Source organism: Corynebacterium sp. UD i78, from assembly GCF_056280545.1.
The window spans coordinates 1,485,488-1,500,313 of record NZ_JBWCED010000001.1 but is presented as its reverse complement, the minus strand read 5'-3'; the positions used below and the strand labels follow the sequence as shown (position 1 = coordinate 1,500,313).

General features: G+C 67.8%; 16 protein-coding genes. 7 read left to right on the top strand and 9 right to left on the bottom strand.

Translation table 11 applies throughout. From position 1 onward, the window contains the following. Positions 1 to 27: 27 nt before the first annotated feature. The 6 genes from ACZ9GM_RS07015 to ACZ9GM_RS06990 are packed head-to-tail and all read right to left on the bottom strand — an operon-like array spanning position 28 to position 3,656. The gene (locus tag ACZ9GM_RS07015; RefSeq protein WP_476037476.1) at positions 28 to 990 is read right to left on the bottom strand and encodes a DUF808 domain-containing protein; all 963 of its coding nucleotides are present in this window, start codon (positions 988 to 990) and stop codon (positions 28 to 30) included. A gap of 50 nt (positions 991 to 1,040) precedes the next feature. After that, positions 1,041 to 1,928 carry a patatin-like phospholipase family protein gene (locus tag ACZ9GM_RS07010; protein WP_476037475.1) on the bottom strand — a complete coding sequence of 296 codons (888 nt, stop codon included), beginning with the start codon at positions 1,926 to 1,928 and terminating at the stop codon, positions 1,041 to 1,043. Positions 1,929 to 1,950: 22 nt separating this feature from the next. Next, positions 1,951 to 2,658 (bottom strand): NAD(P)H-binding protein, encoded by a 708-nt coding sequence (locus ACZ9GM_RS07005; RefSeq protein WP_291476502.1) that lies wholly within the window; start codon positions 2,656 to 2,658, stop codon positions 1,951 to 1,953. Positions 2,659 to 2,678: 20 nt separating this feature from the next. Further along, on the bottom strand, positions 2,679 to 3,017 hold the full coding sequence (locus ACZ9GM_RS07000) for a hypothetical protein (RefSeq protein WP_476037474.1): 339 nt from the start codon (positions 3,015 to 3,017) through the stop codon (positions 2,679 to 2,681). A gap of 23 nt (positions 3,018 to 3,040) precedes the next feature. Then, positions 3,041 to 3,373, bottom strand: coding sequence for a DUF4232 domain-containing protein (locus ACZ9GM_RS06995; RefSeq protein WP_476038324.1), 333 nt, complete (start codon positions 3,371 to 3,373; stop codon positions 3,041 to 3,043). Continuing rightward, positions 3,315 to 3,656 (bottom strand): DUF4232 domain-containing protein, encoded by a 342-nt coding sequence (locus tag ACZ9GM_RS06990; protein WP_476037473.1) that lies wholly within the window; start codon positions 3,654 to 3,656, stop codon positions 3,315 to 3,317. The genes ACZ9GM_RS06995 and ACZ9GM_RS06990 overlap by 59 nt, the downstream gene beginning before the upstream one ends. A 157-nt stretch (positions 3,657 to 3,813) precedes the next feature. Between ACZ9GM_RS06990 and ACZ9GM_RS06985 the strand changes: the two genes are divergently transcribed. Continuing rightward, a complete protein-coding gene (locus ACZ9GM_RS06985) occupies positions 3,814 to 4,983 on the top strand; it encodes an acyl-CoA dehydrogenase family protein (RefSeq protein ID WP_476037472.1) in 1,170 nt (389 codons plus the stop codon). A 397-nt stretch (positions 4,984 to 5,380) separates the two neighbouring features. Here ACZ9GM_RS06985 and ACZ9GM_RS06980 read toward each other — a convergent pair whose 3' ends face one another. Both ACZ9GM_RS06980 and ACZ9GM_RS06975 read right to left on the bottom strand, forming a co-directional pair. Next, positions 5,381 to 5,950, bottom strand: coding sequence for a DUF402 domain-containing protein (locus ACZ9GM_RS06980; protein ID WP_476037471.1), 570 nt, complete (start codon positions 5,948 to 5,950; stop codon positions 5,381 to 5,383). Positions 5,951 to 6,000: 50 nt separating this feature from the next. Next, the gene (locus tag ACZ9GM_RS06975; RefSeq protein WP_291476532.1) at positions 6,001 to 6,630 is read right to left on the bottom strand and encodes an Rv1157c family protein; all 630 of its coding nucleotides are present in this window, start codon (positions 6,628 to 6,630) and stop codon (positions 6,001 to 6,003) included. 262 nt (positions 6,631 to 6,892) lie between these two features. Between ACZ9GM_RS06975 and typA the strand changes: the two genes are divergently transcribed. The 6 genes from typA (at position 6,893) to dapC (ending at position 13,832) form a co-directional block, all read left to right on the top strand. Further along, positions 6,893 to 8,803, top strand: coding sequence for a translational GTPase TypA (gene typA, locus ACZ9GM_RS06970; RefSeq protein ID WP_291476489.1), 1,911 nt, complete (start codon positions 6,893 to 6,895; stop codon positions 8,801 to 8,803). A 57-nt stretch (positions 8,804 to 8,860) separates the two neighbouring features. After that, positions 8,861 to 10,873, top strand: coding sequence for an ABC transporter family substrate-binding protein (locus ACZ9GM_RS06965; protein WP_476037470.1), 2,013 nt, complete (start codon positions 8,861 to 8,863; stop codon positions 10,871 to 10,873). Continuing rightward, positions 10,873 to 11,838, top strand: a complete 966-nt coding sequence (gene mshB, locus ACZ9GM_RS06960; protein WP_476037469.1) for an N-acetyl-1-D-myo-inositol-2-amino-2-deoxy-alpha-D-glucopyranoside deacetylase — start codon at positions 10,873 to 10,875, stop codon at positions 11,836 to 11,838. Before ACZ9GM_RS06965 ends, mshB begins: the two co-directional genes overlap by 1 nt. 3 nt (positions 11,839 to 11,841) lie before the next feature. Next, positions 11,842 to 12,273: a hypothetical protein gene (locus ACZ9GM_RS06955; RefSeq protein WP_291476483.1), complete on the top strand. Its 432-nt coding sequence runs from the start codon at positions 11,842 to 11,844 to the stop codon at positions 12,271 to 12,273. 78 nt (positions 12,274 to 12,351) lie between these two features. Beyond that, the gene (fdxA, locus tag ACZ9GM_RS06950; RefSeq protein ID WP_291476481.1) at positions 12,352 to 12,675 is read left to right on the top strand and encodes a ferredoxin; all 324 of its coding nucleotides are present in this window, start codon (positions 12,352 to 12,354) and stop codon (positions 12,673 to 12,675) included. A 14-nt stretch (positions 12,676 to 12,689) separates the two neighbouring features. After that, entirely contained in the window at positions 12,690 to 13,832 is a 1,143-nt protein-coding gene (gene dapC / locus ACZ9GM_RS06945; RefSeq protein ID WP_476037468.1) for a succinyldiaminopimelate transaminase, read from the top strand. Positions 13,833 to 13,910: 78 nt separating this feature from the next. On the opposite strand, the gene dapD is transcribed toward dapC, so the two are convergent. Then, a complete protein-coding gene (gene dapD / locus ACZ9GM_RS06940; protein ID WP_291476477.1) occupies positions 13,911 to 14,822 on the bottom strand; it encodes a 2,3,4,5-tetrahydropyridine-2,6-dicarboxylate N-succinyltransferase in 912 nt (303 codons plus the stop codon). Positions 14,823 to 14,826: the final 4 nt, after the last annotated feature.

The window sequence follows — 14,826 nt, the reverse complement described above, 5'->3', positions numbered from 1 at the left end:
TGACTCTAGGAGACGCACCGGACGGGATTACGGGGCCTGCGTCGAACTGTCGAACAGTCGGACGACAACAGTGACCACGACCAGGACGAGGGAACCGACCAGGAAGCCGACGACGGCCGAGCACCCGGTCTCCACCAGCCACTGCGCCGCACCGCCGGCGGAAGCGACCACATCCTCCAGGTGGTGGACGATATCGTTCGGCAGATGCCAGCCCAGCTCGTCGGTGCCGTTGGTGAGGATGTGGCCGCCGACCCACAGCATCGCCGCGGTACCGACCACCGACAGTATGGCGAGGATCTTCGGCATACCGGCGACCATGGCCCGGCCCGCCTTCTGGATCAGGCCGGTGCGTCCGGCGTCCCCGACGGCCAGTCGCAGGCCGATATCGTCCATCTTCACCAGCATGCCCACCACGCCGTAGACACCGACGGTGATGACCAGGGCCACGACGATGAGGATCGCGGAGCGCTCGAGGAACGGCTTGTCTGTCACCTCGTTGAGCGAGATGACCATGATCTCCGCCGAGAGGATGAGGTCGGTCATCACCGCTCCCTTGACCAGCGAGGCTTCGTCCCCGGGGCTGCTGTCCGCGGCAGAGTCATCATGGTCGCCGTGCCCGTGCCCGCCCCGACGGGCAGCGACGGCGTGCCAGATCTTCTCCGCGCCCTCGAAGGAGAGGTAGGTGCCGCCGACCATGAGGATCGGGGTGAGGGCCCACGGAGCCAGCCAGCTGAGCAGCAGGGCGATCGGCAGGATGATGACGATCTTGTTGACCAGTGATCCCTTGGTGATCTTCCAGACGATCGGCAGTTCCCGGGCCGGCGTCACCCCCTCGACGAAGCCGGGGGCGACGGCGGCGTCATCGACAACGACTGCAGCGGCCTTCGAGGATGTGGACGCGGCGGAACTCGCGACGTCACGGGTGGCGACGGCAGCCTTCCTCGCGATGAGTGCGACGTCGTCGAGCAGGGCGAACAGGCCACCGGCCATGGAATGTCCTTACAGGGGAAGGGGAGGAAATCAGCTCGGTGTAGTCCCGGTCACGCGCCGAGGAACTCCATGATCCTGTCCCACTGGCGGTCGGTCTGCACCAGACCGTCGTAGTAGGAGGCCTTGAGCTTGTCGAGGTTGCGTTCGGTGTTCGAGATGCGCATTTCGTCGGGGAAGAACAGCATAACCCGGCCCTGCTTCTCCATCTCGAGAAGTCGGTGCTTCGTCGCGTTGTAGCGGGCGGGGCGGGCCAGCACGGCCTCGGCGACCGCGGGGTACTTGCTGAGCATGCGCCGGATGACCGCCGGGTACTTCACCTCGGGCCGCACGTAGTCGCGCGGGCGGGTGCACAGCACGAGGAACTTCTCGAATCCGTCGGCTTCCGCGGCGTCCACCGGGATGCCACCGGAACCGCTGAGCGCGCCGTCGACGTAGGGCACGCCGTCGACCTCGGGCGTATTCATGATCACCGGCAGGGTCGAGGACGCCCGCACCCGCTTGAGCAGGGACTCCAGGTCGGTGATGTCCTCGCGGCCCCAGCGCACCGACTCGCCGGTGAGAGCATTGGTGGCCTCGATACGGAAGGGCGTCGGGTCATTGAGGAAGGCGTCGAAGTCGTAGGGCAGGTCATTGCCGGGCAGGCCCGAGGTCTCGTAGATGTACTTCGCGTCAAAGTAGCCGTCGCCGCGGATGAGGGAACCGATACCGCCGGACGCCGGAGACGCGGTGAACTCCACGAAGCTCTCCCGGGTGCGCTCCGCGTCATGGCCGAGGAAGTTCATGGTGTGTGACGCCCCGGCGGAGACACCGCCGATCCAGCCGAAGTCCACGCCCTTGACCATGAACTCGTGGACCGTCGCAGCGGTGAAACTGTTGCGTGCTCCGCCGCCCTCACAGACGAGGGCGACATCGGAGGCGGTGAAGGGAAGGTCAGTCATTGTGCCGATGGTAGTCCGCTGCTCACTCGAACCCGGAGCCGCGGGACTCCAGCGCATTCGACAGGTTCAGGTCCAGGTCCTGCAGCACGTCAGCCGGGGCGTTCTCCCCCTTGTTGAACCGAAGGGTGTGGCCGGCGCTGCGCGGGCAGGCCACCGCTGCGGCGATCGCGGAGGCGACGGCCTGACGGGGGACCGAGGTCGCCTCGGTGCGTCCCCGGTCCTCCGGGATCAGGGAGATGCCGTCGCTGTCGCCGTCGGTCAGCGAGCTCGGCCCCAGGATCGTCCAGTCCAGGGCAGAGTGGCGCAGATGGTCGTCCGCCCGGGCCTTGGCATCCGCGTAGAAGTGGAAGGGATCGTCGCCGGGGATGCCGTGGTCGTCGTAGGAACCTGCCCAGGAGACCATGATGAAACGCTCGGTGTCCGATTCCTCGGCGGCGTTCATGGTGCGGACGGCGGCATTCTCGTCAACCGCTTTTGTGCGCTCGGGGTCGCCCCCGCCTGCCCCGGCGGACCAGACGACGGTGTCGAAAGGCTGGAGCATACCGACGAGATCGTCGGTGCTCATGGTCTCGACATCGGCGAAAAGGCCGGTTGCCCCGGCTTCCTCCACGTCGTCGATGTGCGCTCGGTCCCGGACCACGGCGGTGACCGTGTTCCCGTCGGCGACGAGCAGGGGGATGGTCAACAGGGCAACGCGGCCGTGGCCGCCGATGATCACGATGTCGCTCATGCGGCCCAGCCTAATGACTGTTAGCCGACCATGCCGGGGGAGAGCGCGCGGATGCGCAGGGTGCAGCGGTCGCCGTAGTTCTCCGGCTGGGTCACCTGCAGCTGGGCGACGGCGGACGCGTCGGGGGCCGGCGGAACGGTACCGCCGCCGGAACCACTCCCGTCGCGTTCGGCATCGCCACCGGCCAGAGTGACCTCGAGCTCGGTGGTGTGGCAGCGCGAGTCCGCGGCCTCGCCCCCGCCGGAGCCGTCCCTGTCGGATCCTCCCGGGACTGGCGCTGTGTCAGTGGCGGTGCCGGTCAGAACCGCACCGGCAGCCCACCGGAGGTGGGTGCGTGTGTTCGGTGCAGAAATGGTCATACCCCGACGCTAGTTCTGGCGGGTCACTCCTGTAGGCGGGAGATGCGCAGTATCACCGGAGCGTCGTCCCCGGTGCAGCCGGTCAGCCCGTCGACAGTGACAGTGGTGGAGTCCCGCTCGTCCGGCGGATAGATCTTCAGAGCGTCGGCCGGGGTTTCGGTGCACTGGTCGCCGTAGACTCCGGGGCTGCTGATCTTGAGGTCGGCGGACGCGGCGTCGCCGGGGGAGAGCGTGATGACCGGAGCCTCGCCCGGTGCGTCCTCCCGGTCAGCGGCCGCGCCGACCTGGGTGTCTCCGTCAGGCGACGAGACTGACGCCGGGGTAACCGCTGACCGTACAGTCCCTGTCGGAGGAATTGGTGAAGGTCAGTTGCCGGTAGACACTGCCGGCCGCTCCGTCGGGGTCGCCGACCGTGACGTCGAGGTCGACGGTGTTGCAGCGGTTGCCGTCGGCACCGGAGGAACTGCCGTCCGGGGCGTCCCCGGTGAGTGCGGCTTCGGTCGGGGTGGTGGTGTTGTCGGCGGCGGAGTCGCTGTCGCTGCCGTCATTGCTGCAGGCGCCGAGGACGACCACGGCGGCGAGAGCGACGGCGGTGACCGTACCGGTGCGGTGTGATGAAAGTGGTGTCCTGATACTCATGAGACCCACAGTAGTCCTGGATTAGACCGAACGCCCTCCCCTCGGCAGGGGGTCGTACTACCATGTCCGGAGAACGGTGGTGCCGGAACGACCGAGAAAGTTCGGTCGCGGTAACTACCTGTACACCTACGAGGACTTCCAGGAAACAGGAGCATCCATGGCCTTCAACCCCGACTTCGACCTCTTCCAGCTGCCCGAGGAGTACCGCGAGCTGCGCTCCGCCATCCGGCAGATCGCCGAGGAGCAGATCGCCCCCCACGCCGCTGAGGTCGACGCCGACGAGCGGTTCCCGGAGGAGGCCCTGAAGGCGCTCAACGAGTCCGGCTTCAACGCCGTCCATATCCCTGACGAGTTCGGCGGCCAGGGCGCTGACTCGCTCGCCGCCGTCATCGTCATCGAAGAGGTCGCCCGCGTCTGCGGTTCCTCCTCCCTGATCCCGGCCGTGAACAAGCTCGGCACCATGGGACTCATCCTGGCAGGCTCCGACGAACTCAAGGCGAAGGTCCTGCCGGACATCGCCGAGGGTGGGTTGGCGTCCTACGGCCTCACCGAGCGTGAGGCCGGTTCAGACGCCGCCGGAATGAAGACCAGGGCCGTGCGTGACGGTGACGAGTGGGTCCTCAACGGCTCCAAGTGCTTCATCACCAACGGTTCCCGTGCCACCTGGATCACCGTCATGGCCGTCACTGACCCGGAGGCCGGCGCCCGAGGCATCTCCGCGTTCATGGTCCACAAGGATGACCCGGGATTCCGCGTCGGCGGCCTGGAGCACAAGCTCGGCATCAAGGGTTCCCCGACTGCGGAGCTCTACTTCGAGGACTGCCGTATCCCGGCCGACCGCATGATCGGCGAGGAGGGCACCGGCTTCAAGACCGCCCTGCAGACCCTCGACCACACCCGTCCGACCATCGGTGCCCAGGCGCTCGGTATCGCCCAGGGCGCGTTCGACGCCGCCGTGGAGTACGTCAAGGAGCGCAAGCAGTTCGGTAAGCCGATCGCCGCCTTCCAGAACACCCAGTTCACCCTGGCGGACATGAAGATGAAGATCGACGCCGCCCGGCTGATGATCTACACCGCCGCGTCAAACGCCGAGCGCGGTGTCGCCGAAGACGGCGGGAAGCTCGGCCTCATGGCCGCCGGCTCGAAGGCCTTCGCCTCCGACATCGCCATGGAGGTCACCCTCGACGCGATCCAGCTCCTCGGTGGCTACGGCTACACGCGTGATTTCCCGGTCGAGCGCATGATGCGTGACGCCAAGATCACGCAGATCTACGAAGGCACCAACCAGATCTGCCGCATGGTCATGGGGCGACAGATCCTTTCATAGAGGTCACGGGCGGTCTCACTGCCCTCACCGCCGTCGACCATACGGAGACCAAGAGCGTCGATCCATTGTGGATTCCCCGCCGGACCGTCCGGGGCAAAAGGGACCCGGGAGATCTGACACCCCTCAGTCAGTTTTCTCGGCCTGGATCGGCCTGAGGGGTGGCAGATTTCCGGGACGGGGCGGAATTGCGGGTGTGTCTTGGGAAGCGTCTCCGCGTCATGAGAAGAACTGCGGTTCAACGGCAATTTGCGCGGGGACCTCATGACGCTGGGACGAAACTCATGACACCGAGGTCATTGGTGGGACAGCCCAGGACGGGGAGGTCAGGAGGCTCCGGCCCTGACTGATCCCTGTGACCACCTCACCAGGTCGATTCTCCGACGGGGCCAGCCGGACGTCAGATGCTTTCCTCAGCAGGGGTGAGGACCACCGTGTCAGGGTCGGCCCAGTCCAGGTCGAATCCCCTGGTGTTCAGCCACTGTTCCACCGAGCCTTCAGTGACCAGTCCGGTGATGAGTTGCTGGGCGGACCGCAGGGCCCGATGACCTGTCCCGGTGTCCAGGAAGCCCACTGTCAGTGCGTCCCCCAGCTCGTCGAGGTCGAGGAGCTCCCAGCGCCCTCCCGCGTAGGTGACGAGGTCGATGTAGAGGTCGGTGGTCCGCCACACGGCGTCCTCCGGGGATGCCGGCGGGTCGACGAGTGCGATGTCGACGTACAGCTCCTGGCCGGGGTAAGGACCGTGTCCGGTGCCGTTGCGGAAGTGGAAGCGGTTGACCCGGAGATCAAGCGCGGGCAGCAGCCAGCTCTCCAGATATCCGAAGCGGGGATGGTCGGCGGGCCGCGCCATGTAGAGCGCGGTGGAGTCGCCGCCCCAGCGGTCCACCCGGCGGGTGAAGCCCTTCGGGTCGATGTTGACGTTGGACGCGGTGTCGAAGGTCTCGACCTTCGGAGGGTGCGCACCGTTCATGACCGCGGTTCTACCACGGCGGAACGCACCCGGCCAGGGGAGAGGTCGCTCTAGGCGACCTGGGTCAGCCCGACAGTCGGAGCGAACTCGCAGTTGGCGGGACCGGACTCCTCGTCGGTGGTGATACCGCCGCTGAGCACGGCAACCACCGGGCCGGAGCCGGTGTCCGCCAGGCCGTTGACGGTACCCGGCCCGTCGGTGTTGATGCCGCCGGGCACCAGCGGGGTCTGACCCATCCGGCCGTCGGCGACATTGAGCCAGTGGACCTGCATGGACGTGTTCTGGGTTGCGGCTGCCGGGCCGGTGCCCAGTGCGGTGAAGACGAAAGCTGTCTGACCTGCGCCCACACCGGGCAGTGGGAGAGTGGCAGGGCCGGGTACTGCGATGGCGGTGCCGACAGCGTTCGAGGTGCCGCCGATGCAGTTGGTGGCGACTGTCGGCCAGCCGAACTGGGTGAAGACGGGGCCGTCCTCAGGGAGGCCGACACCGGGCTCGCCGTCGCCGCGGAAGAAGCTGATGACACGCAGGAGCGTGCCGCTGACCTCCTCCGGCATGCCCGGCTGGTTGGCGAAGGCTTCGAGCTGGTCGAGGATTTCGGGGCTGGGGCGTCCCAGGTTATCCACCGGCGCAGCCGGGAATACGGGGAGGCTCTGGGCGGAGACGGACGGGGTCACGGCCATGGGTACGGCGAGGGCCGTCGCGGCAGCGAGGAGTGCTGCAGCCAGGCGGCGGGGACGTCGGGTGGGATGCACGTGGAGCCTTTCGAAAACCTCATGAGTCACATTGTTCACAACAGTAACATGCGTCACGCGAAACGAGCGCACTTCTGTCTGATGAGAAGAATAAGGGGTGGAGCGGGTACTCTGTACCCCCGTCCGCATGTCGGGACTGCCGACATGCCTGAATGCTGTTTCTCTCGCTCTATAAGGAAGACCTGGATCTGTGTCACTGACTGAATTCCGTAATGTCGCCATCGTCGCGCACGTCGACCATGGCAAGACCACCCTCGTGGACGCAATGCTGCGTCAGTCGGGGGTCTTCGACCCGCACGCGCAGGTCGAGGACCGTGTCATGGACTCCGGGGACCTGGAGAAGGAAAAGGGCATCACCATCCTCGCCAAGAACACCGCCATCCGGCGTGCCGGCAAGGGCAAGGACGGTTCCGACCTCATCATCAACGTCATCGACACCCCGGGTCACGCCGACTTCGGTGGCGAGGTCGAGCGCGCACTGTCCATGGTCGACGGTGTCGTCCTCCTGATCGACGCCTCCGAGGGGCCGTTGCCGCAGACCCGCTTCGTGCTCGGCAAGGCCCTCGAGGCCAAGATGCCGGTCATCATCTGTGTCAACAAGACCGACCGCCCCGATGCCCGCATCGACGAGGTCGTCTCCGAGGCCCAGGACCTGCTCCTCGAGCTGGCCTCCGCCCTCGACGACCCGGAGGCCGCCGAGGCCGCCGAGACCCTCCTCGACCTCCCGGTCATCTACACCTCCGGCCGCGCCGGCAAGGCCTCCACCGAGAACCCCGGTAACGGCAACATCCCGGACGCCGAGGACCTCCAGTCCCTGTTCGACGTCATCTACGACGTCCTCCCGGAGCCCTCCGCCGAGCATGACGCCCCGCTGCAGGCCCACGTCACCAACCTGGACTCCTCCAACTTCCTCGGCCGTATCGGCCTGGTCCGCGTCTTCGCCGGCTCCCTGCACAAGGGCCAGCAGGTCGCCTGGATCCACTACGACGAGAACGGCGAGGAGCACGTCAAGAACGTCAAGATCTCCGAGCTGCTCCGTACCGTCGGCGTCGACCGTGTCGCCACCGACGAGGTCATCGCCGGTGACATCGCCGCGATCTCCGGTATCGAGGACGTCATGATCGGCGACACCCTGGCCGACCCGGAGCACCCGGTCGCCCTGCCGCGCATCACCGTCGACGAGCCCGCCATCTCCATGACCATCGGTGTGAACACCTCCCCGATGGCCGGCCGCTCCGGCAACCAGCTCACCGCCCGCGTGGTCAAGAACCGCCTGGACCAGGAGCTCATCGGTAACGTCTCCATCAAGGTCCTGCCGACCGAGCGTCCTGACGCCTGGGAGGTCCAGGGGCGTGGCGAGATGGCGCTGTCCATTCTCGTCGAGACCATGCGTCGCGAAGGCTTCGAGCTCACCGTCGGTAAGCCGCAGGTGGTCACCAAGACCGTCGACGGCAAGCTGCAGGAGCCCTGGGAGCACATGATCATCGACGCCCCAGAGGAGCACCTCGGTGCCATCACCCAGCTCATGGCCGCCCGTAAGGGCCGCATGGAAGGCATGGACAACACCGGTAACGGCTGGATCCGGATGACCTTCCTGGTTCCGGCCCGTGGCCTCATCGGTTTCCGCACCATCTTCATGACCGAGACCCGCGGCACCGGTATCGCCAACAGCTACTCCGCCGGTTACGACGCCTGGGCCGGCGAGATCAAGGACCGTCCGAACGGTTCCCTGGTCGCCGACCGCACCGGCCAGATCACCGCCTACGCGCTGACCCAGCTGGCCGACCGCGGTTCCTTCTTCGTCGAGCCCGGTACCGAGACCTACGAGGGTATGGTCGTCGGCCAGAACAACCGCGACGAGGACATGGACATCAACATCACCAAGGAGAAGAAGCTCACGAACATGCGTTCCGCCACCGCGGACGCCACCGTGACGCTGGCCAAGGCCCGAAACCTCTCCCTGGACGAGGCCATGGAGTTCTGTGGCCACGACGAGTGTGTCGAGGTCACCCCCGAGGCCATCCGCGTGCGTAAGACTATCCTCGGTGCCACCGAGCGTGGTCGTGCGGCGTCCCGCGCGAAGCAGCGCGACAAGAAGTGATCGAAGTCCGGTAGTCGCCCCTGTCAGCAGGGGCACTGGTGAGAGGAGCCGTCGGGAGTGGTAGAGAACGGTCGCCCCCGGCGGCTTTCCGCTGTCGTGGCGGCGCTCAGCGCCGTAGGGCTTGTCGGAGCGGTCCTCGCCGGCTGTCAGGCGCGTCCCTCGGATGCGCCGACCGTTGCTGCGCCGCAGACAGTCAGCACCACCCCGGAGGAGACGGAGGAGCCGGGCGCGGTGCCCGATGAGCTCCGTACCGTCACCGTCGGCGTGGACAGCATCCCCGGTGACCTCAACCCCCACCTCATAGGGTCGCGTTCCCTGGCGACGAGTGTCGTCGCCCAGCTGACCCTGCCCAGCGCCTTCACCGTGCCTACCGGCAGTCCGACCGGCGCCCGGACGGCACTCAACACTGATCTGCTGGAGTCCGTGAAGGTCACCGAGGGCACCGAGGCGGCACCGACCAAGGTCCGCTACGTCCTGCGCTCCGACGCCCAGTGGTCGGACGGGACGCCCGTCACCGGGGCAGACTTCGACTACCTCCACCAGCAGATCACCGGACGCTCCGGCGTGGTGGACCCGGCGGGCTACGCGATGATCGACAAGCTCTCCGTCTCCGCGGGAGGACGCACGGTCGACGTCACCTTCACCGGTCCCGACCCAGACTGGCGTGACCTCTTCTCCGACCTGCTGCCGAGCCACATCTACCGCACCGAGGACCGCAGCTTCGACTCGATGATGTCCGGTGTGCCCGCGGCGTCCGGCGGGGTGTTCCGGGTCCGTGCGGTGGACACCGCCCGCGGTGAGATCCGCCTGGACCGCAATCAGCGGTACTGGGGTGAGTCTCCCGCACGCAGTGACAGCGTCGTGCTCTCGGTCGTGCCGGACACCCGCACCGCCACCCAGATGCTGCGCACCGGTCAGCTGCAGATGCTGCTGACCGGGGAGCAGGGGGTGACCACCGAGTCGCTGGCCGCGGTGCCGGGTCTGCGCGTCCGTGAGATGACGCGGCGTCCTGACCTGGTCATGACACTGAACACCACGGCGCCGCGGATGACCTCGCTGACCAACCGCACCCGGGTTACCGACGCCCTCGACGCCGACGCCCTGGCCCGCATCCTCACCCAGGATCCTGCCGCGACGGCACCGGGAGGGGGCATCGGTGCCGACGAGGTGACCGGCGACAGCACCGTTGAGAGTGACATTGACGGCGCCGTCGACAGCGCCCCGGCCACTCCCGCCCTGCCGACGGTGGACAGCGACCTCACCCCGCTGCGGATCGGGGCGGACAGCGGGGACGCCACGGCGGTCGAGGCCGCCCGTCGCGTCGTCGACCAGCTCACCGGCGTCGGCATCGCCGCAGAGCCGGTCATCCGTTCCTCATCTGACCTCTACGGTTCCTTCCTGCCCTCCGGTGAGGTCGACGCCGTCATCGCGTGGCAGGAGACCCCGGAGACCCTCAGCGAACTACGCAGCCGCTACGGCTGCGACACCGCCGACCGGTCGGTGTCGAGGCCGTCCACCGGACTCCCCTCGGTCACCGCCGTGCCCACCTCGGAGTCACAGACCACGGAACCCACCGACAGTTCGGTGACGACTGAGCCCACGGGAACGACTGAACCGTCGGAACCGTCGGAACCCGGCGGGACCTCCGACTCCTCCGACCCTTCCGGCGCGGAGGGCGAGGACGCCGCCGCCACGGGACGTACCGTCAACACCTCGGGTCTGTGCTCGGCCGAGGTCGACGGCATCCTGGATGCCGCGCTGTTCTCGGCGGCGGATCTGTCCGAGGACCGGGTCAGTGCCCTGGTCGACGACACTGTGGACCGGGTCTCCGACGCCGTCGCCGAGCAGCGCGTCGACGTGCCGTTGATCGACGACCGTCGGGTCATCGCCGCCGGCCCCGACCTCGTCGGCCCGGAGCCCCGGCTCGCCGACTGGCCGCTTGACCGGGACACCGGCCCGCTGGTCTCAGCCGCCACCTGGCGTCGCGCCGAGGAGACGGACGCCTCTGCTGCGTCCGCCACTTCCGCAGCACCTACGACCTCAACCACATCCGACGAAGAGGACGACTGATGATCGACCAGAACCTGCAGGGCCTGCGCGTGCTCGCCGTGCATGCCCACCCCGACGACGAATCCCTGTGGACCGGCCTCGCCCTGACCCACTGGGCCCGCCGCGGCGCCGAGGTCACGGTGGTGACCTGCACCCTCGGCGAGGAAGGCGAGGTCATCGGGGACAAGTACCAGGGCCTCGTCGCCGAACACTCCGGACTGCTCGGCGGGTACCGCATCGCCGAACTCCAGCGCGCCCTGGCGGCGCTGGGCGTCAACCAGGACGAGGTCACCGGGACCGCCCGGCCGCGGTTCCTCGGCGGTGTCGCGCACTGGCGTGACTCGGGTATGGCGGGCACACCGCCGGCGGATCATCCCCGCGCCTTCGTGCGCTCCGGGGGTGCCGCAGTCGATGCCCTGCGTGCCGAGATCGCGGGTCTGCGTCCACACGTCGTCGTCACCTACGGTCCCGACGGCGGCTACGGCCACCCTGACCACATCCGTGCCCACGAGATCACCCATGCCGCCGTCGCCGCCCAGGCGGACGCGGGGGAGTGGACCCCGGCGAGGATCTGGTGGTGTGTCACCGAGACCGAGCAGCTGGACGCCGGCCTGGCCGAACTGCGTGCGGCAGGCGGTCCCCCGGCCGACTGGCGGTGGCCGGACGACGGCGAGCTGGCGAGCGTCCCGGCGTCCTCGGTGGACGCCCGCGTCACCGGCTCCGCCGAGGATCTCGCCGCCAAGCAGGCCGCGATGGTCGCCCACGCCACCCAGCTCTGGGTCGCCGACGGTTCCGTCGGTGATGTCATCGACACCCCCAGGGCCAGCGCCGTCGGCGCTCCGGTGCCCTTCTGTCTGTCCAACCTCATCACCCAGCCGCTCATCGGCACGGAGAGTTTCATGCTGGGCGAACGGCGGGACGGCGAGGCTGGACTTTCGGGCGAAACGCTGAACAGACTAGACTGTCTATTTGCTGAAGGGAGGTAGCCGATGTACACCACAGACGAACCCCACTGGGGAGATCCGGAACGCCGGCAGGTGCGCCGGGACACGACCCGCGCCGAACGCCGGGCGGGGATCATCTGGCTGTGCGTCGGGGCACTGGCCGCGGTACTGCTCGCGGCCCTCTACCTCGGATCCAGGATCACGGTCGGTGACACCGCCGTGCCCTTCCCGTGGCCGCTGGTGGCCACACCGTGGTTCCTGGCGGTGCTGACGAAAACGGCACTCCTGTGGACCGACAACCGCTCCCTGGCCGCCGCCCCGATGTGGACCTGGCTGGCGGGATACCTGATCCTCGTGTTCTGGCCCGCCATCCCCGGTCTCGGCGGAGACACCGTCATGGGTGGCTCCCTGACCACACTGCTTCTGCTGCCGCTCGGACTGGCCGGCGGCGGTTGGGCATTGCTGCGGTTGAAGTGACAAGATTAGATCTGCTTGAAGCAGTACTGACGACCTGCGGACGGCAATCGTGACGAGTTTCCGAGAAAGTGACAATCAATGACCTACGTAATCGCGCAGCCCTGCGTCGATGTGATGGACCGGGCCTGTGTGGAGGAATGCCCGGTCGACTGCATCTACGAGGGCAAGCGATCGCTGTACATCCACCCCGACGAGTGCGTGGACTGCGGCGCCTGCGAGCCGGTGTGCCCGACCGAGGCTATCTTCTACGAGGACGACCTCCCAGACGAGTGGGAGGACTACATCGACTTCAACACCGCGTTCTTCGACGATCTCGGTGACCCGGGCGGAGCAGCCAAGCTCGGCCCCCAGGACTTCGACCCCGAGGGCATCAGGAACTTGCCGCCCCAGAACCAGGACTAGAAGGAAACCCACCGATGACCGACGCAGCGCGACCCCGCCGACGCACTCTCTCCGCCGAACTCCCCGATTTCCCGTGGGACTCCCTCGAGGGGGCGAAGGCGACGGCGGCCGCGCATCCCGACGGCATCATCAATCTCTCGGTCGGTACCCCGGTGGACCCGGTCGCGCCCTCGATCCAGCTGGCGCTCTCGCTGAACGCCGGTGAGCCGGGCTACCCGCAGACCATCGGCACCCCGGAGCTCCGCGCCGCCATCGTGACGGCCATGGAACGGCGCTTCGGCGTGCCCGGCGTGGTGACCGCACAGGTCCTGCCGGTCGTCGGCACGAAGGAGGCCATCGCCTGGCTGCCCTTCATCCTCGGTGTGGTCCCCGGCCAGACCGTGGTGATCCCGGAGCTCGCGTACCCGACCTACGAGGTCGGCGCGAAGATCGCCGGAGCGGACGTCCTGCGCAGTGACTCACTGCTGAAGGTCGGCCCGGCGACCCCGGCGATGATCTTCCTGAACTCCCCGGCAAACCCGCACGGCAAGGTTCTCGGTGTCGACCACCTGCGCAAGTTCGTCGAGTTCGCCCGTGAGCGCGACGTCATCGTCGTCTCCGACGAGTGCTACCTCGGCCTCGGCTGGAACGATGCCGACGAGGACGCCCCGGTCTCCATCCTGGATCCCCGGGTCTGCGACGGGGACTTCACGAACCTCATCGCGGTCCACTCCCTGTCGAAGACCTCGAACCTGGCGTCCTACCGTGCCGGCTTCCTCGTCGGCGACACGGACCTCATCGCCGAGGCCCTCGCCGTGCGCAGGAACACGGGTCTCATGATGCCCGGCCCGATCCAGGCCGCCACTGTCGCCGCCCTCGAGGATGACGACCAGGAGACCCTGCAGAAGACCCGTTACCGGCAGCGTCGTGCACTCCTCGCCGCCGCGGTCGAGGACGCAGGACTGCGTATCGATGATTCCGAGGGTGGGCTGTACCTGTGGGCCACCGAGGACCGTCCCTGCCGCGAGACGGTGGACCGTCTCGCAGCACTCGGCATCCTCGTCGCCCCCGGTGACTTCTACGGTCCCGCGGGGGAGAAGCACGTGCGTATCGGCCTCACCGCCACGGACGAGGACATCGCCAAGGCCGCCCAGCGACTCGGCACGCTGAAGCAGTAGGCCCCGGTCTTCCGGCCCCGACACGGAGGACCCCCGACCACTGGTCGGGGGTCCTCTGCTGTCCCTGGGGCGGTGTCCCTAGTTCTTGTGGAGTGCGTCGTTGAGCTCCACCGATCCGGTCGCCCGGGCAACGGCCTCGACCGCGCCGGTGACCGAGTTGCGGCGGAAGAGCAGGTTGGACGCCCCGGAGAGGACGGAGGCCTTGACGACGTCTCCGTCGAAGGCGACCTTCGTCCCGAAGGTGATGTACAGGCCGGCCTCGACGACACAGTCGTCGCCCAGGGAGATGCCGACGCCGGCGTTCGCGCCCAGCAGGCAGCGCTTTCCGATGGAGATGACCTGCTTGCCGCCACCGGACAGGGTACCCATGATCGAGGCACCGCCACCGACGTCCGAGCCGTCCTCGACGACGACGCCGCCCGAGATCCGGCCCTCGACCATGGAGGAGCCGAGCGTGCCGGCGTTGAAGTTCACGAAGCCCTCGTGCATGACGGTGGTGCCCTCGGCGAGGTGTGCGCCGAGGCGGACACGGTCGGCGTCGCCGATGCGCACCCCGGTCGGCACGACGTAGTCGACCATGCGGGGGAACTTGTCGATCGAGTAGACGGTGACCCTGCCGCGGGCCTGCAGCTTCGCACGGGTGGCCTCGAAGCCCTCCACAGCACAGGGGCCGAAGTTGGTCCAGACGACGTTGGTCAGCTTACCGAAAAGCCCGTCGAGGTTGGCGCCGTGGGGCTGGATGGTGCGACCGGAGAGGAGGTGCAGGCGCAGGTATGCGTCGGCGGAGTCCGCCGGGGCGTCGTCAAGGTCGGCGATCGTGGTGTGCACCACGACGCGGTGGACGCCGCGGTCGGCGTCCTCATCCTCGAGGTGGGACAGGTCGAGCGGGGCGGCAGGGGCGTCACCCAGGCCGAACTCGGGGTACCACACGTCGAGGACGGTGTCGTCAGCGGTCAGGGTCGCGATGCCGGTTCCGTAAGCAGAGGTCATGGCA